Source organism: Loktanella sp. F6476L (assembly GCF_023015725.1).
Taxonomy (GTDB): Bacteria; Pseudomonadota; Alphaproteobacteria; order Rhodobacterales; family Rhodobacteraceae; genus Yoonia.
Map to the genome: position 1 here is coordinate 96,095 of NZ_JALKAR010000006.1, position 22,194 is coordinate 118,288.

Sequence of the window (22,194 nt, forward strand, 5' to 3'; positions counted from 1 at the left end):
GATCATTCCTTATTCTGCCGCAGCAACGTGTTCTTTATAGATAGGAAGCTGCACCTCAAAAACAGCCCCCCCGGCCACTGCATTGCGCGCAGTCAGCCGTCCACCTAGGTCGTTTACGATCCCGGAAGAGATCGCAAGCCCCAAGCCCACACCGTCACCCGGCTCTTTTGTGGTGTAGAATGGCTCGAACAATTCATCCAAGTCATCAATCCCCTGCCCGTTGTCGCGGACCGTCAAACTGACGGTGTCACCAGCGGCAAGGATGATTTCAATCGCCGGATCATCGGACAATTTGGTGGCGTCCAGCGCGTTGCGGAGCAAGTTAATAATCACCTGCTCCAGACGCAGCCTGTCGCCCATGATCATCACCGGTTCAGACGGCAAAGTGCGGGTGATATCGACGTCGCGGGTTTTCAATTGCGGTTCCATCATCGCAAGCGCAGACGACACTGCAGCCCTTGTATCAACGGGTTCAAAGGCATCGGCCCCTTTGCGGGCGTAGGATTTCAACTGACGCGTGATCGCACCCATCCGGTCGATCAAATCGTCGATCCGCTGGAAGGATGACAGCGCCTCATCGGGGCGTTTGCGTTGCAGCAAAAGACGGGCACCTGCGAGGTACGTCTTCATCGCAGCCAGCGGTTGGTTCAACTCGTGCGACACAGCCGCCGACATCTCGCCCAAAGCCGCCAATTTCGACGATTGCGCGAGCGTTTGTTCCGCCACTTCCAGCGTCTTTTCGACCTTTTCGCGTTCGGCAATTTCCCGCTGTAGCCTTGCGTTCAGTGCGCGCAACTCTGCCGACTCGCGTTGGAAAAAGATCAGCCGTGATGTCGTCTGGCGGTTCGACAACCAGAACATCAGCGCCAACAGGATCGCGAATCCCATGACTTCGAGCGCCAGAACACCGTTCACCTTTTCGCGGACCGAACTGTAAGTTGTGAAACTGACCATCCGCCAACCTTGGAACGGCACGCGAATTTCGCGGCGCAGAACGGCCTCGCCACCCAAATAGATATCAATCGGCGGATCAGCCCAATCTTGGGTCGCTTGTAACGCACGCTGGATCGCGGACGGGGCCGATTGACGCGCCAATGCATCCGTTTCTTGCAAACCACGCCAACGGGGTTCTGTCGCAAGGATAATCTCGCCCTGACTGGTGGTCACAAAAACAGCGTCAGACACCCCTGCCCAACCGCGTTCCAGCTTGGCCATGTCGACCTCAACCGTGATCACGCCCAAAACGGTACCAGCCGCTTCGACTTTGCGGGAATAGACAAAAATGTACCCGCCTTCGTCACGTTCTGTGACGGTAAAGGTGGTTGTATTGCTGCGCAGGGCATTCACAAAATACGGCTCTGTTTTGTGGATTTCTGCGATTTTATTGCGATCCGTCGCCGCAACCGTGCGGCCATCGCGGTCCAACAGCATCAAAGACGCCGCACCGATTTCGTCAACAAACGACAACAGGCGTTGGGTGGACAAGGAATAATTGCGATCTTGCAAGGCTGTCGTCAGCTCTGGATCACGCGCCAAAAGCTGCGGCACGATAGAATTGCGCTGCAGCTCGCTCATCAAACTGGCGACGTATAGGGTCAACCGGACTTCGGCGCGCGTGTTTGTGCTCGCCGTGAAGCGTTGGGTCAACAGACTGTTCGTGACCGTAATGACCACGACGGCCAGTAAACACACGCCGACAACGGCAATGCGGAAGAACCAGCGGTCAGATCTTTTTGTCTTGGGTGCGGCAGCAGCTTGCGTCATGAACGCCAGTCTAGGCCGAGCCATACCGTCTCACAAGCAACCGTCGCTTCACGCGGCGGTCAATTGCCCAAGCAGCCCCGTGAACAACGCTTTACCGTCCGTGCCACCGTGTGCGGCATCAACGGCACGTTCAGGATGCGGCATCATGCCCAGCACGCGACGGTTCTCGGACAAGACGCCCGCTATGTCGGCAAGTGACCCATTCGGGTTCTGCGCATAAGTGAACGCAATCCGGTCTTGGTCTTTCAGTGCAGCCAGCGTTTCTGGGTCCGTTGTGTAGTTGCCGTCGTGATGCGCGATTGGATAATCAACGACATCGCCCGCGGCATAGCCTTCGGTGAAAGCGGAATTTGAAGTCGCGACCTGAAGGCCAACGGTCTTGCACAGAAACTTCAGTCCGGCATTGCGCATCAAAGCACCCGGCAACAAACCCGTTTCTGTCAGAACCTGAAACCCGTTACAGACGCCAAGGGCATAACCGCCGCGTTCAACGTGTTTCACGATGGCTTGGGACACAGGGCTTTGGGCGGCAATCGCGCCACAGCGCAGGTAATCGCCAAACGAAAACCCACCAGGTACAGCGACAAGATCCACACCGTCAGGCAAGGCGGCATCTTTGTGCCACACCATGCTGACGTCCGCGCCCGCCGCTTTCAAAGCGACAGCCATATCCCGATCGCAGTTAGACCCCGGAAAAACAATAACGGCGGCGCGCATCAGAGCACCTCGACGCGGTAGCTTTCGATCACAGTGTTCGCGAGCAGCTTTTCACACATCTCGCCGATTGTAGCCTCTGATGTGCCATCCGCCAGTTCCAGCTCGATCACTTTGCCCTGACGGACATCTTCGACACCTGCAAAACCCAACGCACCAAGCGCGTGCTTCACAGCAGCCCCCTGCGGGTCCAAAACACCGTTTTTCAACATCACATGTACACGGGCTTTCATGGGCGGGTCCTTTATTTCATCTGTCTATATCAGCTCAAACGGCAGGGCCGTTTCAGTTGATGAGTGTCGGTTTTGTTGGGGCGTGGGTCACGTTGGATGGCAAAACGCCCAAACGCTTGGCAACTTCAGTGTAAGCATCGGCCAAATCGCCCAGATCCTGACGGAACACGTCCTTGTCCAGCTTCTGACCGCTCTCGATGTCCCACAGACGGCAGCTATCAGGGCTGATCTCGTCGGCGACAACTAAGCGGGGGAATTCACTGTCAAAGACACGACCGATTTCGATTTTGAAGTCGATCAGCTTGATCCCAACACCGTACATCGTACCGGAAAGGAAATCATTGACGCGCAGCGCCATGCTTACGATATCGTCCATCTCTTGCTGAGATGCCCAACCAAAGGCCGCGATGTATTCTTCAGGGACCAGCGGATCACCAAGAGAATCGTCTTTGTAGGAAAATTCGACAATCGGACGCGGCAACGCCATGCCTTCTTGCAGACCCAGACGCTTGGCCATGGACCCTGCGGCAAAGTTGCGCACGATGACTTCCAAAGGAATGACCTCAACCTGGCGGATCAATTGTTCGCGCATATTCAGGCGTTTGATAAAATGTGTGGGGACGCCGATCTGGGTCAACCCGTTCATAAAATATTCGGAAAGGCGGTTATTTAACACGCCTTTACCTTCGATTACGGCTTTCTTTTCAGCATTAAAAGCGGTGGCATCGTCCTTAAAATACTGAACATACGTGCCCGGCTCTGGGCCTTCGTACAGAATTTTTGCTTTGCCTTCGTAAACCAGTTTGCGACGTGCCATGCCGAATATCCTCAAGTCACACCCCGCAGCAGGGTGCGTCATAGCGCGCCTCATAAGCCAAGCCCCCCTTGCGAGCAAGCCTACCTGACGTCATATCATAGATAACGTAATTCGAACCACTCGGAGGGACACCAATGTCCAGCATGAAAGACCGCGAAAACGCATTTGAAAACAAATTCGCACATGACGCAGAAATGCAGTTCAAAGCGGATGCACGTCGCAACAAACTGCTCGGGCTTTGGGCCGCAGGTTTGCTGGGCAAAGACGGTGACGACGCGGCAGCATATGCCAGCGAAGTCGTGAAGTCCGATTTTGAAGAAGCCGGCCACGAAGACGTCTTCCGCAAAGTATCCGGCGATCTCGGCGACAAAGCCGACGAAGCGACAATCCGCGCCAAAATGGAAGAGCTGATGGCAGAAGCCAAAGCCCAGCTTGTTGACGAAGTTTAAGAAAAGTCTTTTCAACTTCTGATTAAATACGATGAACAAACAATGGCGTTGCCCCGCATGGGCAGCGCCATTTTTCATGCCCCATTAACGACCCACATTTACCTCTGAACCGCGACAACAGCGGTTCGGGGCGACATATGCAAACACCATTCATTTCATCCAAGCGGGCGGCGAAAAGCGTCTTGGCGCTGGCTGTGATGGCCATATGTGGCGCGATCTTATGGCGGCAGATCGCCGCTATCCCAACGGAAGACTTGCTGGCAACATTTCATGCCATCGCTCCGTGGCAATGGGGTTTGGCATCTACTGCGACACTGTGCAGTTTTATGGCCGTGGGCCGCTACGACGCCGTTTGGCACAAACGTTTCGGCACCGACGTTCCCGACGCCAAAGCCCGCCGCACCGGCATGGCAGCCATCGCAATCGGCCAGACAATTGGCGCGGGAACAGTAACCAGCGCGTTCGTCCGCTGGCATCTGCTGCCCGGGCTTGGATTCAAGACAACAACCGCAATCACCGTGGGCGTGAGCCTTTCCTTCCTAACCTGCTGGGCTGTCTTGGGATTCGGTGCCGCAGTCTGGATCGGCATTCTGCCGTTAATGCCTGTGCTGTGGGGGATCACCATCTGCGCGGCTTTGGCGCCGTTTCTTGCCGCCTGTTTCACCGCAAAGCTTGCGATGTACCGCAAAGACGCGGGTCGGCTGCTGAAGCTTTCGGCACTTGATATGGGGTTTGCAGGCTTGGCGCTATGGGCCTTGGTTCCCGACGCGTCACTAAGCCTGCTCGCCCCGATTGTGGCCGCCTACGTCGTCGCGCTCGGCGCAGGTCTGATTTCCAATGCACCCGGCGGGCTTGGCGCTTTCGACCTCTGCTTGCTGGCGTTCATTCCGACAATCGCTGAAGCGGACGCGCTGGCCGCGATCCTCGCCTTTCGCGTGGTTTACTATCTCATCCCCGCCATCGCGGCTGGCGCATACCTTGCCGCTGTGCATCTGAACCGCAATCACAGCATAGACACGACCGACGCCCCAATCAGCGATCTTTGCCGCCAAGGGGCACAACTGAAACAAGTCGGTGCCAAAGATTGGGTCATTCGCAAACACCTATTGGGTACGGTGGCCATCGAACCATCAGGGCGCAACGCCGACCTAACCGTTTGGCTGTCCAAGGTCGGAGGCTTTCGCGCTCTCTACAAAGCCGACAGCCAACTCGCAGCACAGGCCAAACAACGCGGTTGGGCTGTCCGGCGGATTGCCGACGACGCAGTGATCGCTCCCCAAACATGGACTGCTGAAGGATCAAAAATGCGCCAGTTACGCCGCAAAATCGCCCAAGCCACGAAGGCAGGCGTGCAGATCATCCCAGCCCAAGGCCCCTTGCCTACGCGTGATATGGCGCAGATCGCGAAAACGTGGGCGCAGCATCATGGCGGTGAGTTAGGCTATTCAATGGGCCGCTATTGCCCTGACTACATTGGGCAGCAACGCGTCTATCTCATTTGGGATGGTCCAAAGCTATGCGGGTTCATCACCGTTCAAACGCGCCAGAAAACATGGTCAATCGACGTCATCCGACACTTACCTGACATGCCAAACGGGGCCATTCATGCGGCCTATGCCGCGGTCATTGCAGACGCCAAGACAAGCGGAGCAAAAATGCTGTCGCTTGGCGCGGTCCCCACCGCCGATACGGTCTGCAAACATCAACTGAAATTTCGGTCCGCAAAGGCAGGTCTGGTTCAGTTCAAACAAAGCTTTGCACCCACGTGGCGTCCGTTGTATCATGTGGCACCGACACGGCTGCAATGGATCATCTCCATAGCACATGTCGTCTGGCACGTTCAGCGCCCCCTGCCACGTACATTTGGGCGTCTTTCGCGAACTGTTAAATCCCTCATAATGATCAGTGAAATTTTTCATTTGAACCAAGCCGATCCCCGTGACATCCGTCCCTGATCCCGTCGTGCAGGCGCACGGCTGACCAAAAAGGCATCTCCCCATGACGAATACCGCATTTGCGACACTCTTGTCCGAACGTGACTGGCTTTTGGCCGATGGCGCAACGGGGACAAACCTGTTCAATATGGGTCTCGAAGCGGGTGACCCACCAGAATTCTGGAACGTCGATCACCCTGACCGGATCAAGGCCCTGTATGAAGGGGCGGCACATGCCGGTTCTGACATCTTCCTAACCAATACGTTCGGGGGCAATGCGTCACGGCTGAAACTGCATAATGCGCAAGACCGCGTGTTTGAGCTAAATAAAGTCGGCGCGGAATTGGGCCGCGACGTAGCAGATGCGATGGATCGTAAAGTGATCGTTGCGGGGTCCGTTGGCCCGACAGGCGACATCATGAAAGATATGGGCGGCACTTTGACCCACGAATTGGCGGTCGAGATGTTCCACGCACAGGCCGAAGGCCTGAAAGCGGGCGGCGCGGACTTGCTGTGGGTCGAAACAATCAGTGCTGCCGAAGAATACAAAGCCGCGTCAGAGGCATTCGCCATGGCCGATATGCCGTGGTGTGGCACGATGAGCTTTGACACCGCCGGTCGCACAATGATGGGCATCACATCTTCCGCGATGACCAAAATGGTGGGTAAGCTGGAAAACGCACCGCTGGCCTTTGGTGCAAACTGCGGCGTCGGCGCGTCCGATCTTCTGCGGACGATCCTTGGGTTGTCGATCAACGCGCCCTTCCCGCTGATCGCTAAAGGCAACGCTGGCATTCCGAAATTCCACGACGGTCATATCCATTATGACGGCACACCAGAACTGATGGCCGATTACGCCACTCTGGCGCGCGATTGTGGCGCAAAGATCATTGGTGGCTGTTGCGGGACAACGCCAGAGCACCTGCGCAGCATGCGCGAAGCACTGGAAACGCGGCCAAAAGGCGAAACGCCATCACTCGAAGCGATCTCTGCCGCACTTGGTGGGTTCTCTTCCGAATCCGATGGCACAGACGGCGCGGGCCCAGTGCGCGCTGCACGTCGCGGACGGCGTCGGGCTTAATCCCCGCCCCATCGCATAAAACTTACGGATTGTGGCACACAGCTTCGATGTTGTGCCCGTCCGGATCACGCACAAACGCACCATAATACGCATCATGATAATGCGGTCTCAGTCCGGGGGGGCCGTTATCTGATCCGCCCGCTGCCAAGGCCGCCGCGTAAAACGCATCCACGCACGCCCGATCCGACGCACGCAGCGCGATATGCAGCGTACCACTGGTCGCGTTTTCCTCGGCGATCCAGAACCACGGGGCCGTGTCGCCATATCCTGTCACCTGCACCCCATCGGTGTGTTCAGGCGGAACGGTGAACAATCGCGTCACACCCAGAGGCGCAAAAGCGCGATCATAGAAGGCCACGGACCGCGCAAAGTCGGTGACACCGAAACTAATATGATCAATCATGCGTTGTTCCCTTGATCGCTGGCCCAATGCTTCCGGAGCCTCACAAAGTGATAGCAGAAAAAACCGACGTCAGAACAAATTCATCTGATCCCCGACCTTGGGTGGCACGGCAAACAAGTCACTGCGCAGCTTTGGGAGGTCGCGATCAAGCCCGAGCTTGCGCGTGATCAATCGGAATCGTTGCTTCATCAAAGCGGCCCATTCGCCCTGCCCGTTCATGCGTGTCCCAAATGTGGGATCGTAATCTTTCCCGCCATGCAGTTCACGCACGCGGGACATGATGCGATTGGCACGATCAGGATAGGTTTCCGTCACCCAGTCGCTGAACAATCCTGCGACCTCACGTGGCAAGCGCAGAACAATCGACGACGCAGCGACCGCACCAGCCTCTGCGCAGGCCGTGACGATCCTTTCCAGTTCATGATCCGTCAGCGCAGGTACAACGGGCGACACCATCGCCCGCACAGGTATCCCCGCATCCGTCAGCCGCCGGATTGTGCGCAATCGCACTGCGGGCAACGGCACCCGCGGCTCCATTGCCCGCGATGTCGCGTTATCAAGAGTCGTCACCGAAATCCCGACCCGCAACAGGCCCTTCGCTGCCATCGGCGCCAGAATATCAATGTCGCGCTCAATCAGGGTGCCCTTAGTGACAATCGCTACCGGATGATTAAATGCCGACAGCACCTTCAACACCTCGCGCATGATCTGCCGATCACGCTCTATCGGTTGATAAGGATCTGTGTTCGTACCAATCGCGATTGTGTCCGGCACATAGGACGCCTTCGACAATTCGCGCGCCAAGACCTGCGGCGCATCAGGACGCGCCACAAGCTGCGTTTCAAAATCCAGACCAGCGGACATCCCAAGGTAAGCGTGGCTCGGGCGGGCGAAACAATAAATGCACCCGTGTTCGCACCCACGGTAAGGATTGATCGACCGATCAAATGACAGATCAGGCGACGTATTGCGGGTAATCACGCGACGCGGGACCTCATCCGTGACGACAGTCCGCAGCACCGGCAATTCATCGTCACGCGCCCAGCCGTCATCAACCGCTTCATCCGTCAAACGATCAAACCGATTATCAGGATTCGATAGCGCTGCCCTACCGGGCGTCCGGTGTTTGGGTTGGACGGGATGCTCTGCCATAACCTTCACTAGAACAAATACGGAACACGCACAAGAAAAGGTCGGGATTGTTCATAATGATGTCGCGAAAAGTTCAATAGAAATTCACGACTTATCGCATTACTAAATGCATAGGGCAAAATGCCACACGCCACGGAGACCTTATCATGTCCGACGAAGACGATATCATCCTGTCTGAACTGAACGACGAAGACCTTGTCGCGCAGATGTTCGACGACCTTTACGACGGTATGAAAGAAGAAATCGAAGAAGGCGTAAATATCCTTCTCGAACGTGGCTGGGCGCCTTACCGCATCCTGACCGAAGCCCTTGTGGGCGGTATGACCATCGTTGGTCACGATTTCCGCGACGGTATCCTGTTTGTGCCCGAAGTTCTTCTGGCTGCGAACGCGATGAAGGGCGGGATGTTCATCCTGAAACCACTTCTGGCCGAAACAGGTGCGCCGCAAGTTGGCAAAATGGTCATCGGGACCGTCAAAGGTGACATTCACGACATCGGTAAGAACCTTGTTGGTATGATGATGGAAGGTGCTGGTTTCGAGGTCATTGATCTTGGCATCAACAACGCCGTTGAATCCTACATGGAAGCGCTGGAAGCGGAATCGCCAGATATCCTCGGGATGTCCGCCCTGCTGACAACCACGATGCCTTACATGAAGGTCGTTATCGACACGCTCGTCGAAAAGGGCATCCGCGATGATTACATCGTCCTTGTTGGTGGTGCGCCGCTGAACGAAGAATTCGGCAAAGCCATCGGTGCGGACGCCTACTGTCGTGATGCGGCTGTTGCGGTTGAAACGGCAAAAACCTTCGTGGCGCGCAAACATAACCAAGGTACTGCAAGGACTTGATTGCAACCATGGCGGTTCCTAGCCATAGTTGACGTGTCCTTTGGGGGGGACACGATATGCCAACAACTGTCTTTGCAATCATTCTGTTTACCGTGCTCGTCGCAGGTGCCATCACGGCCTTTGCGATTAGCATCGCACCATCATCTACGCTGATCCCGATCGTCCTTATCGGCGCGATCGGTCTGCGTATGATCCTAAGACAGCGGGTCCCTTGATACCAAAAACGTCCTCTAACAACGGCGAGCGGGTTCTTCTGCTCGCCTGTGGTGCGCTGGCCCGCGAAATTCTGGCGGTCACGGAAGCAAACGGGCTGGATCACCTTGATCTGCAATGCCTACCCGCCATCTACCACAACCACCCCGAAAAAATTGAACCCGCCGTGCGCGAAGCCGTGGGCAAATATCGGGACAGCTACACCAAAATCTTTGTGGTTTACGCGGACTGCGGGACCGGCGGCTTACTGCAAGCCACATGTGCAGAGCTCGGCGTCGAAATGCTCGACGGTCCCCATTGCTATTCCTTCTTTGAAGGCAACGCAGCTTTTGCCGCAAAAGAGGAAATGACAGCGTTCTACCTGACCGATTTTCTTGTTCGGCAATTTGACGCTTTCGTCTGGGAACCGCTCGGCTTTGCGAAATACCCCGACCGAGCGGATACCCTGCGTGACATGTACTTCGGGCACTACACTAAACTTGTCTACCAAGCGCAAATCGACGATCCAGAACTCACAGCCAAAGCAAAAGATTGCGCGGCCCGTTTGGGGCTAGCATTCGAACGTCGGTTCACGGGGTACGGTGATCTCGAAAACTCACTCGTCAGCATCTGAGGCAGTAGCACTCGCTCTTACCCGCGGGGAGCATCCTCGATCACAAATTGCTCGGCGATGATCTGAGACAAGCCAGCTGCAATAATCGACCAATCGTTTGGATCATTGAGTGATAGCCACGCCCCAATGAAGAAACGTTCAATCTGGAAATAAGCACTACAATTCTGCATTTGATCTTTTTGCCAATCACGTGCGTCGTCACATACCAGTTGAACTTGGATCGGTGCATCTTTTCCTGTCTCGAAGACATAATCAGAATACAATGACCGATCATCTCGTATCGAACAACTGATTGATACCTCGTTCAACCCGTAGCGGTAGCCAATGACTGGACATCCTGACGGTTGCATTGAATCGCCATCGATCTGTTGCAACCAGAAATCAATGCTCTGTGTCTCTGGCACACGATACGAAAACCGGAGCTGGTTTCGCCGGTACGCGTGACGGGTACCGGCTAGGTCAAAACCGTTTTCCTCATCTAACTTTACCCGGTACTTTACACCATCAAAGACTCGCTCGTGAAATCCACCGTTCCATGCTAGCCGCGCGCTGTACCATGCCCAACTCGTAAATGGAGGAAGTAGGAGAACCGCAAAATATCCAATAAGCGCAAAACCTGCGATCCGTCGATTGATGAAGAACCCCAACAATATGATTAGCAAAACCAGAAGCGACTGGAACATCGCAAAAACTGCGCCAATAGCACCAAAAATCATATTGTGTTCCAGCCTAAAATGTTCGCTGTAAAGATCGGTAATCGAAACGACTATCTACTTGCGACCTTAAGCTGACGCCGCAACCGTTTGAATACGTTCAATCATTGCACGTACACCATTCGATCTTTGCGCCGACAGGTGATCGTTCAAACCGAGGCGGCCAAGCTCTGCATGCGCATCGACAGCGGCGACATCCGCGGCGGGTACACCGGTATAAAGCGCCTGCAGGACTGCGATCAGCCCCTTAACAATCATCGCATCGCTGTCGCCGTCAAAATAGAACCGACCATCTTCGATACGCGGCTGAATCCAGACCTGCGACGCGCAACCGTCGACCTTTGTCGCGGGCACTTTCAGCGCATCATCCATCGCAGGCATCGCGCGGCCCATGTCGATTACATGACGATAGCGGTCTTCCCAATCGTCCAGAAAGTCGAATGTCTCTGCAATCTCTTCAAAGGCTTCGGTCGCCATGGTGTGCTCCTCTTGATAACTCTGATCTAGGGGCCGAACGGGCAAACGTCCAGCCTTGGGATCACAGCATCACGGGCACAACTTTTTGACCGTCCACTTTCAGGCCGATTTTGCCTTCGCAAAGCAACAAAGCGTCATTCCCGAACACTTCTTTACGCCAGCCGCGCAACGCGATCATGTCGCGCTGCCCTGCCGCCAAAGCATCAAGGTCCGATGACGTTGCAATCAGCTTCGGTGCGACACCTTCGCCTTCGGATTTCGACTTGAGCAACACGCGCAGCATATCCGCAATCGCAGGGTTCACCTGCAGCTTCGTGCGGCTGGTATCTGCCTTTGGTAATTCATCATTCGGCAGCGCGAGGCCAGCTTTCACAGCAGCCAGAATACCCTGTGCAATATCGCCCTTACGGGCATCGCGCAGCAATAGGCGGGACCGGCCAAGGTCCTGTTCCGATTGCGGTTTCGTCGATGCGAGTTCAACCAGAGCATCATCTTTATAAACACGGCTGCGCGGGATGTTGCGTTCCTGCGCATAGGCTTCACGGAACCGCGCAAGTTCGCGCACGATCCCAAGGAACCGACCCGAATTATTCCGCGTTTTCACACGTTTCCATGCATCATCCGGATGCGCCTCATATGTCGCGGGGTCCTGCAACACGCCAAGTTCTTCCTGAACCCATTTCGCACGGCCTGATTTGGCTAATTGTGCGGACAGGAATTCGTAAATGTCCCGCAAATGCGTCACATCCGCGACTGCATATTTCGCCTGTGCATCCGTCAAAGGACGCCGCGACCAGTCGGTGAAACGTGACGATTTATCCAGATCAGACTTGGCGATCTTACGAACAAGCGTCTCGTAACCCACTTGTTCGCCAAACCCGCAGACCATCGCGGCCACTTGGGTGTCAAACAACGGCTCCGGAATAACACCTTCGTCGACGTAGAAAATTTCGAGATCCTGACGCGCGGCGTGGAATACTTTCACAACACCATGATCCCGGAACAGATCGTAAAGCGGTGCAAGTGACAGATCACCCGCCAACGGGTCAACCAAAACCGCGTCACTGCCTGCATCATCCTGATAGGCAAGCTGGACCAAACACAGCTTTGAATAATACGTGCGTTCGCGCAAAAACTCCGTATCGACAGTCACATAGGCGCGTTTTGCAGCCTCTTTACAGAATGCCGCAAGATCGTCAGTCGTCGTGATTGTCTTCATGTGGGCTGTTCTCTTTTTTGTCCGTCTTTTTATGCCGCCCAAGTCTGGGTGGTTTATGATAGGCGATCACGGAAGGGTTGAAAAGGTCAAGCCTCGCCAAGTTGGATTGGCGTAAGGTCACCCTGCGCAAAGCGTTCCAAAACAGCAGGATAAAGCTGATGTTCCATCGGTAAAACCCGCGCCGCCAGATCGTCCGGCGTATCATCCGCGAATACCGGCACACGCGCCTGACCAAGCACTTGGCCACCGTCGAGTTCACCGTTCACTTCATGCACCGAACAACCATGCACCGTATCACCTGCCTCTAACGCGCGGGCATGTGTGTGCAGCCCTTTGTATTTCGGCAGGAGCGACGGGTGAATGTTCAGCATCTTGCCCGCCCACTGCGCCGTGAATTCAGGCGTCAGGATGCGCATAAAACCGGCAAGACAAATGATATCGGGATTAGCCGCCTCAAGCGCTATTTGTAGTTCATTTTCAAACCAGTGCCGATCACCCTTGAAGTTGCGGTGATCTACAACAGCCGTCGGAATCCCCATGTCAGCAGCCTTGGCCAGACCGCCCGCATCAGGCACATTCGACAGAACCAAACAAGGGCGCGCCGGATAGTCACCCGTCATCGCGCGGGCCAGCGACACCATGTTAGAGCCGCCCCCCGAAATCAGGATCGCGACCCGTTTTGTCACAGCAGCGATCCAGTGTATCGCACGCCCTCGCCCGCTGTCACGGTGCCGATCTGCGACACGGTTTCACCAGCTGCGGTCAATGTGGCCTTCGCAGTTTCAACCTGATCAGCCGGGCAAATCACAACCATGCCAAGACCGGAATTGAACGTATTCAGCAACTCGGCCTCAGCCATGCCGCCTTCCGCCGCCAGCCATTTGAACACAGCAGGCAGTTCCCATGCACCCAGATCAATGTCCGCGCCCAACCCTTCCGGCAACACACGCGGTAGGTTCTCGGTCAAACCACCACCTGTGATATGGGCCAACCCGCGCACGGAACCCTCTTTCACAGCCGCCAGCGTCGATTTTACGTAAAGACGTGTTGGGGCCAACAAAGCCTCGCCCAGCGTGCCATCCGCCCAAGGGCAGGCATCGGACCACGCCAACCCGCTTTTCTCAACGATACGGCGCACCAATGAATAGCCGTTGGAATGAACACCGTCAGACGCGAGGCCAAGCAGTACATCACCCTCAGCCACACCGCGTGGCAAATCATGACCGCGTTCCATCGCACCGACTGCAAAGCCCGCAAGGTCGAAATCACCGTCATGGTACATCCCCGGCATTTCCGCCGTTTCACCACCGATCAACGCACAGCCAGAGGCTTCACAACCAGCAGCAATCCCGTTGATGATCCGTGTAGCCGCATCCAGTTCCAGCTTACCTGTCGCGAAATAATCAAGGAAGAACAAAGGCTCAGCACCTTGGCAGACCAGATCATTGACACACATGGCCACCAGATCGATCCCGATCGTGTCCACATTGCCCGTATCAATCGCGATCCGCAGCTTGGTGCCAACACCGTCAGTCGCAGCCACCAGAACCGGATCAACGTAACCCGCATCCTTGAGATCGAACAAAGCACCAAAGCCGCCCAAACCCGCCATCACACCGCTACGCTTCGTGCGTTTCGCGGCAGGTTTGATCCGCTCTACCAATGTATTGCCCGCGTCGATATCGACGCCCGCGTCCGCATAAGTCAGGCCAGTTTTGTCGGTCATATCATGTCCCCCAAGGATTTGACGCTGCGATAGCCCAACAACGCGTGCGGCGCAAATGTTTGAAAGGTTTTTTTCGCGGTTAAGGAACTATTCATCTCTTTAGGTGTTCATGCACACATGACACATCTCAAGCCCCTCGCCCGCTTCGTCTATGCATCCGCATTTTTCATCCCGTTTTTCTGGGCGGCCACGTCGCACGCGGCGCCAGGCCAAACAGAAGAACCTGTGATCGAAATCAAGACAGCAGCTGACATTGTGGCGCTCGCCGATCTCGACGGAGAACCCAGCATCGTCACCGATGAAGAACTGGAAATGATCGCCGTCCTCCATCAAGTTTTCAGCATCCCGCTCCAGAGTGATTTTTCGACCTTGACGCATCGGGCGAGTCTGATACCTCAAGCTGCAGGGGGCCTGTAGCTCAACTGGTTAGAGCAGAGCGCTCATAACGCTTTGGTTGCGGGTTCAAGTCCTGCCGGGCCTACCACCTTTCCCCAACTTATTGGGACGAATGTACCTGACGCGCCTTAGGCGACTGCAAATCTTCACGTCCATTAATAAACCACTTGATTAATTAACCATACAGTTTATCAAGGTGGGATGACATCGCCTGATCAACTTGATGCGGCATTCGCCGCCCTTGCCAATCCGACCCGACGCGCAATTCTGGCGCAACTTGCACGCGGCCCCGCGACCGTGAACACCTTGGCAGAGCCCTACGACATGAGCCTACCTGCCATTTCCAAACATATCCGCGTTCTCGAAACCGCAGGGCTGGTCACGCGCGGACGCGACGCGCAATTTCGCCCCTGCACGCTAAACACCGGACCGCTTCAAGCGGTGGCCTCTTGGACAGACCAGTACCGCCCTATTTGGGAAGCACGGTTCGACGCGATGGCCGAAATTCTTCAATCAATAAAGGAAAACCCCGATGAGTGATCAACAAGACTGGGTGAAAATCCAACGCGAATTTGACGCACCGATTGAGACCGTTTGGCAAATGTGGACCGACCCCGCGATGTTTCAGAAATGGTACGGACCCAACGGTATGACGATTCCCGTGGCCGAAATGGACGTCGTTGTGGGTGGGACCCGCAAGATTTGCATGGAAATGCAAATGCCCGATCGCACGATGTCCATGTGGTTTACGGGCGTCTATAAAGAGGTGAACAGCCCGACCCGTCTCGTCTACACTGAAAGCATGTGCGACGAGAACGGAACGATCATTCCTGCCGAAGCGATGGGCATGCCCCCCGGCCATCCTGATATCACCGAAGTAATCGTCGAACTCAGCGACAATGACGGGAAAACGGCAATGACGATGGTCCACGTTGGCGTCCCTGCGGGCACTGCAGGCGAAGGTGGCTGGGTTCAGGCAATCGACAAGCTTGGCGCGATTCTGGTGCAAGCATCATGACTGCCGTATCAGAACGCCCGACGGGCTGGAAACCCATCCCGTTGGCTCTGAAAATTCTGTCCGTTTTCATGGCCTTATGGGCAATTGGGTCCGTCATGAACCTGCCCAACTTGATGGCAAATGGCCTGCCTTTCTTTGGAACATTTGCCTTCGGCGCGGTCGCGCTGTGTGTTGTTCTGTTTTTCGATTTCATTGGCCCCGCGATCTTCCTATTCGCACTTTGGACGCGCAAGCACTGGGGGCCGAAATGGGCCACGATCTATATCGGGCTATTCGTACTGAACGGGATCGTCGCATTGGTCACGGTCAAGGCAGAGCTCGGCCTTGCCCAGATACTCATCCCGAACGTGATCAGCCTGATTTTCCTCTCGGTGATCTACTGGAAACTGGACTATTTCAAAGCCGTGAACTGACCAACCTACCCCACGATTCAAACCAAAGCCGCAACACTGTGCGGGCTTTGGTTTCGGGCCCACAATAGCTGCCCAATTATCGCCACAAAACACGTGATTTCAGTGCGTTATCAGACCCAAATTCCATCGTTAAGCCACAGTTAACTGTTCTAACACAACGCATAAGGCGACCTGAAAGGTCTGTGACGTGAGTGAACGAGCAACGGTTTTGCGTCTGGTGAACGCGCTGTTGGCCATAACGGCCAGCCTGTTGCTGTGCGCGCTTCCCACGTCTCGCGCTATTGCCGGACCCATCGAACTTGCTGATATCTTGGAAATCGACGCACTCGGGTATCGCTGCATTCCATCAGTGTATTTTGACGATGACGAAGACGGCGGTGCCGCGATTGCGTTCTCGCTTTCGGGCAAGACCCGCCTGCCCCGTACCTGTCTACCCGATCCATGCGCACGCGCACTGACCAAGCGGGAATTGTCTAACATCACGGGGACAGAGCCGATTCTGGCCAGCTTTCACGATGAGTGGGACGACTATTATTCACGCTACGCTGACCACTGCCGCCGCGAAGTTGTGGTGTCGCGCCCACGAACAGCAGACGGGTTCTGGAAACCGATCATCGACCGCGCCCGCATTATCCAATACACCGGAACGCCAACATCGTCGCGTTTGCGCCCGTTTATCCCGGGCGGACTTGGTGAGCCGACCAGCGCCAGCTTAGCACCGCAGACCGTGGCGTACCTGATTCCCCCCGCAGCAGGCCAATCCGTGCCAAACGCGGACCGACCGATCCCCAGCCCCGTACCAGTACCCGCATCAGGCGCGCTTCTCGGGCTTGCGCTTGCGGCAGGCGCATACCTTCAGCGACGGCGCCGCCAAGGTCTTAAAAAATCAGCAGAAATATAAACGATCCATTCAGCATACCACGGTATACACTCTTTCCCTCGCGTTCCAATTGCGCTAAGGCATGATCAAACACATCACCTTACCGGAGAGACCTATGTCCAAGATCAAGGTAGAAAACCCCGTTGTTGAACTCGACGGCGATGAGATGACCCGCATCATGTGGGACTTTATCAAGCAGAAGTTGATTTTGCCCTACCTCGATATCGATCTGAAATATTACGATCTGGGCATGGAAGTCCGGGACGAAACGAACGACCAGATCACTATCGACGCGGCTGAAGCGATCAAGAAATATGGCGTTGGCGTGAAATGCGCGACCATTACACCAGACGAACAGCGGGTCGAAGAATTTGGCCTGAAGCAAATGTGGCGCAGCCCAAACGGCACAATCCGCAACATCCTTGGCGGCGTTGTCTTCCGTGCGCCAATCATCTGTAAAAACGTGCCGCGTCTTGTCCCCGGTTGGACTGACCCGATCGTCATTGGCCGCCACGCGTTTGGTGACCAGTACAAGGCGACCGACTTCTTAATGCCCGGCCCCGGCAAACTGACGATGAAATTCGTTGGCGAAGACGGCACTGTCATCGAAAAAGAAGTCTTCGACGCCCCATCCGCGGGTGTTGCGATGGGCATGTATAACCTCGACGATTCGATCCGCGATTTTGCCCGTGCGTCTTTCAATTATGGTCTGAACGTTGGTTGGCCGGTTTACCTGTCCACAAAGAACACGATCCTGAAAGCGTATGACGGTCGCTTTAAGGACCTTTTCCAAGAAATCTACGACGCCGAATTTGCACAGAAATTCGAAGACGCAGGTCTGTATTACCAGCACCGCCTGATCGACGACATGGTGGCATCCGCAATGAAATGGTCCGGTAAATTCGTCTGGGCCTGTAAAAACTACGACGGCGACGTGCAGTCCGATACCGTGGCCCAAGGCTTCGGGTCACTTGGCCTGATGACATCCGCGCTCCTGACACCCGATGGCAAGATCATGGAAGCCGAAGCAGCCCACGGTACTGTCACGCGCCACTACCGTCAGCACCAAGAAGGCAAAGCGACCTCCACCAACTCTATCGCGTCGATCTTCGCGTGGACTGGTGGCCTGAAACACCGCGCCAAACTGGACGAAAACACGCAACTTATGAACTTCGCAGAGACGCTAGAGAAAGTCATCGTCGATACGGTCGAATCCGGTCACATGACCAAAGACCTCGCTTTGCTGGTCGGACCTGATCAGTCGTGGCTGACAACCGAAGGGTTCCTCGAGAAGATCGATCAGAACCTGAACGCGGCGATGTAAGCGTTCGCAAAAATTGACGCAAAAAGGGCCACGATACGGAATGTATCGTGGCCCTTTTTTGTGCGCCCCTCCGTGCGGTGCGCACATAATCTAGAAACCTTCGTAAATTTTTCACACCAGATGGAACAAATCCAGTCTCAGTTTCGTTGGGGTGTGACGCGATAGATCAAACAAGGGTCACACGCACCAATTTTGAAGCAGCCAGCCAAATTATGACATTCACTTTAGACATTCGGCCCTCAGAGACCCTGATCGGGAAACGCATCCTGATTATTGAAGATGAGATTTTCGTGGCGCTTGATCTTAAGATGGAACTTGAAGCGGCTGGTGCCACGTTACTTGGCCCTGCCGCGTCGCTCAATGCTGCACTCGACGCGGCGGACGATCCTTCGCTTGACGCTGCGATCGTGGATGTGGACCTCAAAGGTAAGCACAGCTATGCGGTGGCCGACGTCCTGAAAAAACACAACACGCCGTTCATTTGGCATACGGGTGTGATTGATCGGGACATATTCGGGTCATCTTTTCCCGACGTTCCTGTTATCGAAAAACCGACCCGTGAAGGCGCAATTATCGAAGCCTTGACGCAGCTTCTGGCACCATCGGAAAAATCAAACCTGGACCGATTGTAACTCCGCAAAACTGTCGCTAGCGTTCAGGCTATGCCAAACCATTACATCATCCTTTTCTTTGCAGTTGCCGCCGAAACAATCGGCACAACAGCGCTGCAATCCAGCCAACAATTCACACGGCTTTTGCCATCAGTGATCTGTGTCATCAGCTATGCGGCTGCGTTCTACTTGTTGTCACTTGCGCTAAAGGTGATGCCAGTTGGCATTCTCTACGCGGTTTGGTCCGGCCTCGGAATCGTTTTGATCGCGGCGATTGGATATGCCGTATTCGGCCAAAAACTGGATCTGCCAGCCGTTCTTGGCATCATCATGATCCTGTCCGGCATTTTGGTCATTCACCTGTTCTCGAACAGCAGCACGCACTAAATAACGCAGCGGACCCGTGGGCGCATAACACGCCTGCATTTTAAAGGGGTTCCCTTTAGACGCGATGCCCTGTATCCGCGCGTCAAATCCGTGCTGTTTGGCACCGAACTCCCGATGAAAGACCATGATATGGATATCCGCAATATCGCGATTATCGCGCACGTTGACCACGGCAAGACGACACTTGTTGACGAACTTCTGAAACAATCCGGTGTTTACCGCGACAACGAAGCCACCGTTGAACGGGCGATGGACAGCAATGACATCGAACGCGAACGCGGGATCACGATTCTTGCGAAATGTACGTCCGTTGAATGGAAAGGCACTCGGATCAACATCGTTGATACGCCGGGCCACGCCGACTTCGGCGGCGAAGTGGAACGCATTCTGTCCATGGTTGACGGCGTTGTTCTGCTGGTTGATGCGGCTGAAGGCCCAATGCCACAGACGAAATTCGTAACTGCCAAAGCACTGGCCCTTGGCCTGCGCCCAATCGTTGTTGTGAACAAAGTCGACAAAGCAGACGGCGACCCAGACAACGCGGTTGATCTTTGCTTCGACCTGTTCGCCAACCTTGATGCAGACGACGACCAGCTCGACTTCCCAACAATGTTCGCCTCTGGTCGTGCTGGCTGGTGTGACCAAGAACTTGACGGACCACGTGAAAACCTTGACGCGCTGTTCGATCAGATCGTTGAACACGTCCCGATGCCAAAGCAGATCACACGCAAAGACGAGCCATTCCAAATGCTCGCCACAACTCTGTCCGCTGACCCATTCATCGGTCGTATTCTGACAGGTCGTGTCGAAGCAGGTACATTGAAAGCTGGCGACACGGTTAAGGCGCTGTCCCGTGACGGCACAAAAATCGAACAATTCCGCGCGTCTAAGATCCTCGCATTCCGTGGCCTGATGCAGCAGCCAATCGACGTGGCCGAAGCGGGCGACATCGTCACAGTGGCTGGCATGACCAAAGCGACGGTTGCCGACACCCTGTGTGATCCGGAAATCAACGAAGCGATCCCTGCCCAGCCGATCGATCCGCCAACCATCACAGTGACCTTCGGCATCAACGACAGCCCGCTGGCTGGTCGTGACGGCAAGCACGTGCAATCCCGCGTCATCCGCAACCGTCTTGAAAAAGAATGCGAAGTGAACGTGGCGATTAAAATCGCTGACACCGAAAAAGGCGACGCTTTCGAAGTCTCCGGTCGTGGCGAATTGCAAATGGGCGTGTTGATCGAAAACATGCGCCGCGAGGGGTTCGAGCTGTCTATCTCGCGCCCGCAGGTGATTTTCAAAGACATCGACGGCGTACGTCACGAGCCTATCGAAGAAGCAACAATCGACGTTGATGACGAATACACAGGCGTTGTTGTTGAAAAACTGACTGGCCCGCGCAAAGGCGAATTGGTCGAGATGAAACCAGCCGGCGTCGGCAAAACGCGTATTGTGGCCCACGTGCCATCACGCGGCCTGATCGGCTACCATGGCGAATTCCTGACTGACACACGCGGCTCAGGCATCCTGAACCGCCTGTTCCACGGCTGGGCACCTTACAAAGGTAAAATCCAGGGTCGTCGTCAGGGCGTTCTGATCTCAATGGAAAACGGTACATCAGTGGCCTTCGCTCTGTGGAAACTCGAAGATCGCGGCAAGTTCTTCATCGGCGCACAAGAAGCGGTTTACCAAGGCATGATCATCGGCGAACACAGCCGTGAAAACGACCTCGAAGTGAACCCGCTCAAGGGCAAACAGCTGACCAACGTACGGGCCTCCGGGACAGATGAAGCCGTGCGTTTGACAACACCAGTGACCATGACGCTGGAACAAGCGATTGCGTACATCGACGACGACGAATTGGTCGAAGTCACACCAAACGCGATCCGGTTGCGCAAACGGTACCTCGATCCACACGAACGCAAACGCCAGTCGCGTTCAGCAGAATAAAAACAAAAAAGCCGCGCTAACTGCGCGGCTTTTTAGATTTCAGAGCATGTGACTTTACTCGCCTGATATATATTGCCACAGAAATAACTACCCTAACGAAATAGGGTTGCGCGAAACAGGCTAGATTCGTTGTCAAACCTCCAATGGCAAAAATCGATCATCTTTTTCACAGCTTCTATAAGTGCTGGCTTGAGATCCATTCCGCGCCACGGGGTACGCATGAAACGTGATGATCGTTTCACCTTTTTCGATCTGCGCACCACCCTGAACAAGTATTTCTTGTTCGCCGTCGGTACCAACAACGGTTCTGCCGCAATCGAAAATAACATCCGTACCACCTCGTTTGCCGATAAACCTTCCCCACGGAACAGAAGTTGCTAACTTGCTGCATAAAGTGAGCTCGCCTTGATGAAACAAGTTTGGGAGAAAAACAGGTTTGTTTGTTGGAACCGAACCGGGCCATAAACCGTGCGATACATGCTTACGTTGATGGTAATCACAATAGATTGGGATCAGGTTGTTGTGCAGCCCGACAAGAATTCCAAGTTTCTCATGTATGGTTCCGATCTTATGGACCTGGCTTCCCGGCGCAATTCCCGGCGCAATTGGGGCTACAATCGCATCTTCAGTATACTCTAAGGGGACCTGACATTTCGGGCAGGATGGGTCTCTGGCTTGCATGCTGGGATTCGGTGCAACAGCATGCACTGGTCGAACGCTCGGTGCGAACACCCACGTATCGCACCACGGAGTAGAGCAAATCCATTTTGGCATATCAAAACTCTCCCTTACTAATTCTAACGAATGAGTAAGAGACTATTGACCCTATAAGGGTTTCGCAAGCATGACAACAATC

The 22,194-nt window shown here is 54.9% G+C and carries 27 protein-coding genes and 1 tRNA gene; 16 read left to right on the forward strand and 12 right to left on the reverse strand.

Annotated features, from left to right (window positions below; genetic code table 11):
• Nucleotides 1–9 precede the first annotated feature (9 nt).
• Genes MWU61_RS13110 through purC form a run of 4 tightly spaced genes read right to left on the reverse strand, consistent with a single transcriptional unit; the run spans nt 10 to nt 3,528 of the window.
• On the reverse strand, nt 10–1,764 hold the full coding sequence (locus MWU61_RS13110) for an ATP-binding protein (RefSeq protein ID WP_247129008.1): 1,755 nt from the start codon (nt 1,762–1,764) through the stop codon (nt 10–12).
• Between the two features lie 48 nt (nt 1,765–1,812).
• Nucleotides 1,813–2,481, reverse strand: coding sequence for a phosphoribosylformylglycinamidine synthase subunit PurQ (gene purQ, locus MWU61_RS13115; protein WP_247128832.1), 669 nt, complete (start codon nt 2,479–2,481; stop codon nt 1,813–1,815).
• On the reverse strand, nt 2,481–2,711 hold the full coding sequence (gene purS / locus MWU61_RS13120) for a phosphoribosylformylglycinamidine synthase subunit PurS (protein WP_247128833.1): 231 nt from the start codon (nt 2,709–2,711) through the stop codon (nt 2,481–2,483). The genes purQ and purS overlap by 1 nt, the downstream gene beginning before the upstream one ends.
• A gap of 52 nt (nt 2,712–2,763) precedes the next feature.
• Nucleotides 2,764–3,528: a phosphoribosylaminoimidazolesuccinocarboxamide synthase gene (gene purC / locus MWU61_RS13125; protein ID WP_247128834.1), complete on the reverse strand. Its 765-nt coding sequence runs from the start codon at nt 3,526–3,528 to the stop codon at nt 2,764–2,766.
• Between the two features lie 134 nt (nt 3,529–3,662).
• Here purC and MWU61_RS13130 point away from each other — a divergent pair, with 134 nt between their 5' ends.
• From MWU61_RS13130 to bmt, 3 genes are all read left to right on the forward strand, one after another.
• A complete protein-coding gene (locus MWU61_RS13130) occupies nt 3,663–3,977 on the forward strand; it encodes a DUF1476 domain-containing protein (RefSeq protein WP_247128835.1) in 315 nt (104 codons plus the stop codon).
• A gap of 137 nt (nt 3,978–4,114) precedes the next feature.
• Nucleotides 4,115–5,932: a phosphatidylglycerol lysyltransferase domain-containing protein gene (locus MWU61_RS13135; RefSeq protein WP_247128836.1), complete on the forward strand. Its 1,818-nt coding sequence runs from the start codon at nt 4,115–4,117 to the stop codon at nt 5,930–5,932.
• Between the two features lie 43 nt (nt 5,933–5,975).
• Complete coding sequence (gene bmt / locus MWU61_RS13140; protein WP_247128837.1) at nt 5,976–6,992, forward strand: betaine--homocysteine S-methyltransferase; 1,017 nt, start codon at nt 5,976–5,978, stop codon at nt 6,990–6,992.
• 22 nt (nt 6,993–7,014) lie between these two features.
• On the opposite strand, the gene MWU61_RS13145 is transcribed toward bmt, so the two are convergent.
• Both MWU61_RS13145 and MWU61_RS13150 read right to left on the reverse strand, forming a co-directional pair.
• Nucleotides 7,015–7,395, reverse strand: a complete 381-nt coding sequence (locus MWU61_RS13145) for a VOC family protein (RefSeq protein ID WP_247128838.1) — start codon at nt 7,393–7,395, stop codon at nt 7,015–7,017.
• Between the two features lie 69 nt (nt 7,396–7,464).
• A complete protein-coding gene (locus tag MWU61_RS13150; protein WP_247128839.1) occupies nt 7,465–8,547 on the reverse strand; it encodes a PA0069 family radical SAM protein in 1,083 nt (360 codons plus the stop codon).
• A gap of 146 nt (nt 8,548–8,693) precedes the next feature.
• On the opposite strand from MWU61_RS13150, the gene MWU61_RS13155 reads away from it, so the two are divergent.
• The 3 genes from MWU61_RS13155 to MWU61_RS13165 are packed head-to-tail and all read left to right on the forward strand — an operon-like array spanning nt 8,694 to nt 10,224.
• Complete coding sequence (locus tag MWU61_RS13155) at nt 8,694–9,398, forward strand: B12-binding domain-containing protein (protein WP_247128840.1); 705 nt, start codon at nt 8,694–8,696, stop codon at nt 9,396–9,398.
• Nucleotides 9,399–9,454: 56 nt separating this feature from the next.
• Nucleotides 9,455–9,613 (forward strand): hypothetical protein, encoded by a 159-nt coding sequence (locus tag MWU61_RS13160; RefSeq protein WP_247128841.1) that lies wholly within the window; start codon nt 9,455–9,457, stop codon nt 9,611–9,613.
• Nucleotides 9,610–10,224 (forward strand): DUF1638 domain-containing protein, encoded by a 615-nt coding sequence (locus MWU61_RS13165; protein ID WP_247128842.1) that lies wholly within the window; start codon nt 9,610–9,612, stop codon nt 10,222–10,224. Before MWU61_RS13160 ends, MWU61_RS13165 begins: the two co-directional genes overlap by 4 nt.
• 17 nt (nt 10,225–10,241) lie before the next feature.
• Here MWU61_RS13165 and MWU61_RS13170 read toward each other — a convergent pair whose 3' ends face one another.
• The 5 genes from MWU61_RS13170 to purM all read right to left on the reverse strand — a co-directional run bounded on the left by MWU61_RS13170 (nt 10,242) and on the right by purM (nt 14,359).
• On the reverse strand, nt 10,242–10,940 hold the full coding sequence (locus MWU61_RS13170) for a hypothetical protein (RefSeq protein WP_247128843.1): 699 nt from the start codon (nt 10,938–10,940) through the stop codon (nt 10,242–10,244).
• 66 nt (nt 10,941–11,006) lie between these two features.
• Nucleotides 11,007–11,414, reverse strand: a complete 408-nt coding sequence (locus MWU61_RS13175; protein WP_247128844.1) for a SufE family protein — start codon at nt 11,412–11,414, stop codon at nt 11,007–11,009.
• Nucleotides 11,415–11,475: 61 nt separating this feature from the next.
• Nucleotides 11,476–12,633 (reverse strand): ribonuclease D, encoded by a 1,158-nt coding sequence (gene rnd, locus MWU61_RS13180; protein WP_247128845.1) that lies wholly within the window; start codon nt 12,631–12,633, stop codon nt 11,476–11,478.
• A gap of 86 nt (nt 12,634–12,719) precedes the next feature.
• Nucleotides 12,720–13,319 carry a phosphoribosylglycinamide formyltransferase gene (purN, locus tag MWU61_RS13185; RefSeq protein WP_247128846.1) on the reverse strand — a complete coding sequence of 200 codons (600 nt, stop codon included), beginning with the start codon at nt 13,317–13,319 and terminating at the stop codon, nt 12,720–12,722.
• Nucleotides 13,316–14,359 (reverse strand): phosphoribosylformylglycinamidine cyclo-ligase, encoded by a 1,044-nt coding sequence (gene purM, locus MWU61_RS13190; RefSeq protein ID WP_247128847.1) that lies wholly within the window; start codon nt 14,357–14,359, stop codon nt 13,316–13,318. The genes purN and purM overlap by 4 nt, the downstream gene beginning before the upstream one ends.
• A 117-nt stretch (nt 14,360–14,476) precedes the next feature.
• Between purM and MWU61_RS13195 the strand changes: the two genes are divergently transcribed.
• The 10 genes from MWU61_RS13195 to typA all read left to right on the forward strand — a co-directional run bounded on the left by MWU61_RS13195 (nt 14,477) and on the right by typA (nt 21,338).
• Nucleotides 14,477–14,776 (forward strand): hypothetical protein, encoded by a 300-nt coding sequence (locus MWU61_RS13195; RefSeq protein WP_247128848.1) that lies wholly within the window; start codon nt 14,477–14,479, stop codon nt 14,774–14,776.
• Nucleotides 14,767–14,843, forward strand: a tRNA-Ile gene (locus MWU61_RS13200). Before MWU61_RS13195 ends, MWU61_RS13200 begins: the two co-directional genes overlap by 10 nt.
• A 113-nt stretch (nt 14,844–14,956) precedes the next feature.
• Nucleotides 14,957–15,295, forward strand: coding sequence for a metalloregulator ArsR/SmtB family transcription factor (locus MWU61_RS13205; protein ID WP_247128849.1), 339 nt, complete (start codon nt 14,957–14,959; stop codon nt 15,293–15,295).
• The gene (locus MWU61_RS13210) at nt 15,288–15,773 is read left to right on the forward strand and encodes an SRPBCC domain-containing protein (RefSeq protein WP_247128850.1); all 486 of its coding nucleotides are present in this window, start codon (nt 15,288–15,290) and stop codon (nt 15,771–15,773) included. The genes MWU61_RS13205 and MWU61_RS13210 overlap by 8 nt, the downstream gene beginning before the upstream one ends.
• Nucleotides 15,770–16,186: a hypothetical protein gene (locus tag MWU61_RS13215; RefSeq protein WP_247128851.1), complete on the forward strand. Its 417-nt coding sequence runs from the start codon at nt 15,770–15,772 to the stop codon at nt 16,184–16,186. The genes MWU61_RS13210 and MWU61_RS13215 overlap by 4 nt, the downstream gene beginning before the upstream one ends.
• Before the next feature lie 187 nt (nt 16,187–16,373).
• On the forward strand, nt 16,374–17,087 hold the full coding sequence (locus MWU61_RS19870; protein ID WP_247128852.1) for a PEP-CTERM sorting domain-containing protein: 714 nt from the start codon (nt 16,374–16,376) through the stop codon (nt 17,085–17,087).
• 94 nt (nt 17,088–17,181) lie between these two features.
• Nucleotides 17,182–18,390 carry an NADP-dependent isocitrate dehydrogenase gene (locus MWU61_RS13225; protein ID WP_247128853.1) on the forward strand — a complete coding sequence of 403 codons (1,209 nt, stop codon included), beginning with the start codon at nt 17,182–17,184 and terminating at the stop codon, nt 18,388–18,390.
• Between the two features lie 212 nt (nt 18,391–18,602).
• Complete coding sequence (locus tag MWU61_RS13230; protein ID WP_247128854.1) at nt 18,603–19,022, forward strand: response regulator; 420 nt, start codon at nt 18,603–18,605, stop codon at nt 19,020–19,022.
• Between the two features lie 30 nt (nt 19,023–19,052).
• Nucleotides 19,053–19,388, forward strand: a complete 336-nt coding sequence (locus MWU61_RS13235; protein ID WP_247128855.1) for an SMR family transporter — start codon at nt 19,053–19,055, stop codon at nt 19,386–19,388.
• Between the two features lie 129 nt (nt 19,389–19,517).
• On the forward strand, nt 19,518–21,338 hold the full coding sequence (gene typA / locus MWU61_RS13240) for a translational GTPase TypA (protein ID WP_247129009.1): 1,821 nt from the start codon (nt 19,518–19,520) through the stop codon (nt 21,336–21,338).
• A gap of 132 nt (nt 21,339–21,470) precedes the next feature.
• Here the strand turns inward: typA and MWU61_RS13245 are convergent, their stop codons facing one another.
• Entirely contained in the window at nt 21,471–22,112 is a 642-nt protein-coding gene (locus MWU61_RS13245) for a hypothetical protein (protein ID WP_247128856.1), read from the reverse strand.
• Nucleotides 22,113–22,194: the final 82 nt, after the last annotated feature.

What these genes read in the sequence shown, in the direction of transcription:
- MWU61_RS13110 (WP_247129008.1), bottom strand. Translation starts at nt 1,764, where the DNA reads ATGACGCAAGCTGCTGCCGCACCCAAGACAAAAAGATCTGACCGCTGG.
- purQ (WP_247128832.1), bottom strand. Translation starts at nt 2,481, where the DNA reads ATGCGCGCCGCCGTTATTGTTTTTCCGGGGTCTAACTGCGATCGGGAT.
- purS (WP_247128833.1), bottom strand. Translation starts at nt 2,711, where the DNA reads ATGAAAGCCCGTGTACATGTGATGTTGAAAAACGGTGTTTTGGACCCG.
- purC (WP_247128834.1), bottom strand. Translation starts at nt 3,528, where the DNA reads ATGGCACGTCGCAAACTGGTTTACGAAGGCAAAGCAAAAATTCTGTAC.
- MWU61_RS13130 (WP_247128835.1), top strand. Translation starts at nt 3,663, where the DNA reads ATGTCCAGCATGAAAGACCGCGAAAACGCATTTGAAAACAAATTCGCA.
- MWU61_RS13135 (WP_247128836.1), top strand. Translation starts at nt 4,115, where the DNA reads ATGCAAACACCATTCATTTCATCCAAGCGGGCGGCGAAAAGCGTCTTG.
- bmt (WP_247128837.1), top strand. Translation starts at nt 5,976, where the DNA reads ATGACGAATACCGCATTTGCGACACTCTTGTCCGAACGTGACTGGCTT.
- MWU61_RS13145 (WP_247128838.1), bottom strand. Translation starts at nt 7,395, where the DNA reads ATGATTGATCATATTAGTTTCGGTGTCACCGACTTTGCGCGGTCCGTG.
- MWU61_RS13150 (WP_247128839.1), bottom strand. Translation starts at nt 8,547, where the DNA reads ATGGCAGAGCATCCCGTCCAACCCAAACACCGGACGCCCGGTAGGGCA.
- MWU61_RS13155 (WP_247128840.1), top strand. Translation starts at nt 8,694, where the DNA reads ATGTCCGACGAAGACGATATCATCCTGTCTGAACTGAACGACGAAGAC.
- MWU61_RS13160 (WP_247128841.1), top strand. Translation starts at nt 9,455, where the DNA reads ATGCCAACAACTGTCTTTGCAATCATTCTGTTTACCGTGCTCGTCGCA.
- MWU61_RS13170 (WP_247128843.1), bottom strand. Translation starts at nt 10,940, where the DNA reads ATGATTTTTGGTGCTATTGGCGCAGTTTTTGCGATGTTCCAGTCGCTT.
- MWU61_RS13175 (WP_247128844.1), bottom strand. Translation starts at nt 11,414, where the DNA reads ATGGCGACCGAAGCCTTTGAAGAGATTGCAGAGACATTCGACTTTCTG.
- rnd (WP_247128845.1), bottom strand. Translation starts at nt 12,633, where the DNA reads ATGAAGACAATCACGACGACTGACGATCTTGCGGCATTCTGTAAAGAG.
- purM (WP_247128847.1), bottom strand. Translation starts at nt 14,359, where the DNA reads ATGACCGACAAAACTGGCCTGACTTATGCGGACGCGGGCGTCGATATC.
- MWU61_RS13195 (WP_247128848.1), top strand. Translation starts at nt 14,477, where the DNA reads ATGACACATCTCAAGCCCCTCGCCCGCTTCGTCTATGCATCCGCATTT.
- MWU61_RS13205 (WP_247128849.1), top strand. Translation starts at nt 14,957, where the DNA reads ATGACATCGCCTGATCAACTTGATGCGGCATTCGCCGCCCTTGCCAAT.
- MWU61_RS13210 (WP_247128850.1), top strand. Translation starts at nt 15,288, where the DNA reads ATGAGTGATCAACAAGACTGGGTGAAAATCCAACGCGAATTTGACGCA.
- MWU61_RS13215 (WP_247128851.1), top strand. Translation starts at nt 15,770, where the DNA reads ATGACTGCCGTATCAGAACGCCCGACGGGCTGGAAACCCATCCCGTTG.
- MWU61_RS13225 (WP_247128853.1), top strand. Translation starts at nt 17,182, where the DNA reads ATGTCCAAGATCAAGGTAGAAAACCCCGTTGTTGAACTCGACGGCGAT.
- MWU61_RS13230 (WP_247128854.1), top strand. Translation starts at nt 18,603, where the DNA reads ATGACATTCACTTTAGACATTCGGCCCTCAGAGACCCTGATCGGGAAA.
- MWU61_RS13235 (WP_247128855.1), top strand. Translation starts at nt 19,053, where the DNA reads ATGCCAAACCATTACATCATCCTTTTCTTTGCAGTTGCCGCCGAAACA.
- typA (WP_247129009.1), top strand. Translation starts at nt 19,518, where the DNA reads ATGGATATCCGCAATATCGCGATTATCGCGCACGTTGACCACGGCAAG.
- MWU61_RS13245 (WP_247128856.1), bottom strand. Translation starts at nt 22,112, where the DNA reads ATGCCAAAATGGATTTGCTCTACTCCGTGGTGCGATACGTGGGTGTTC.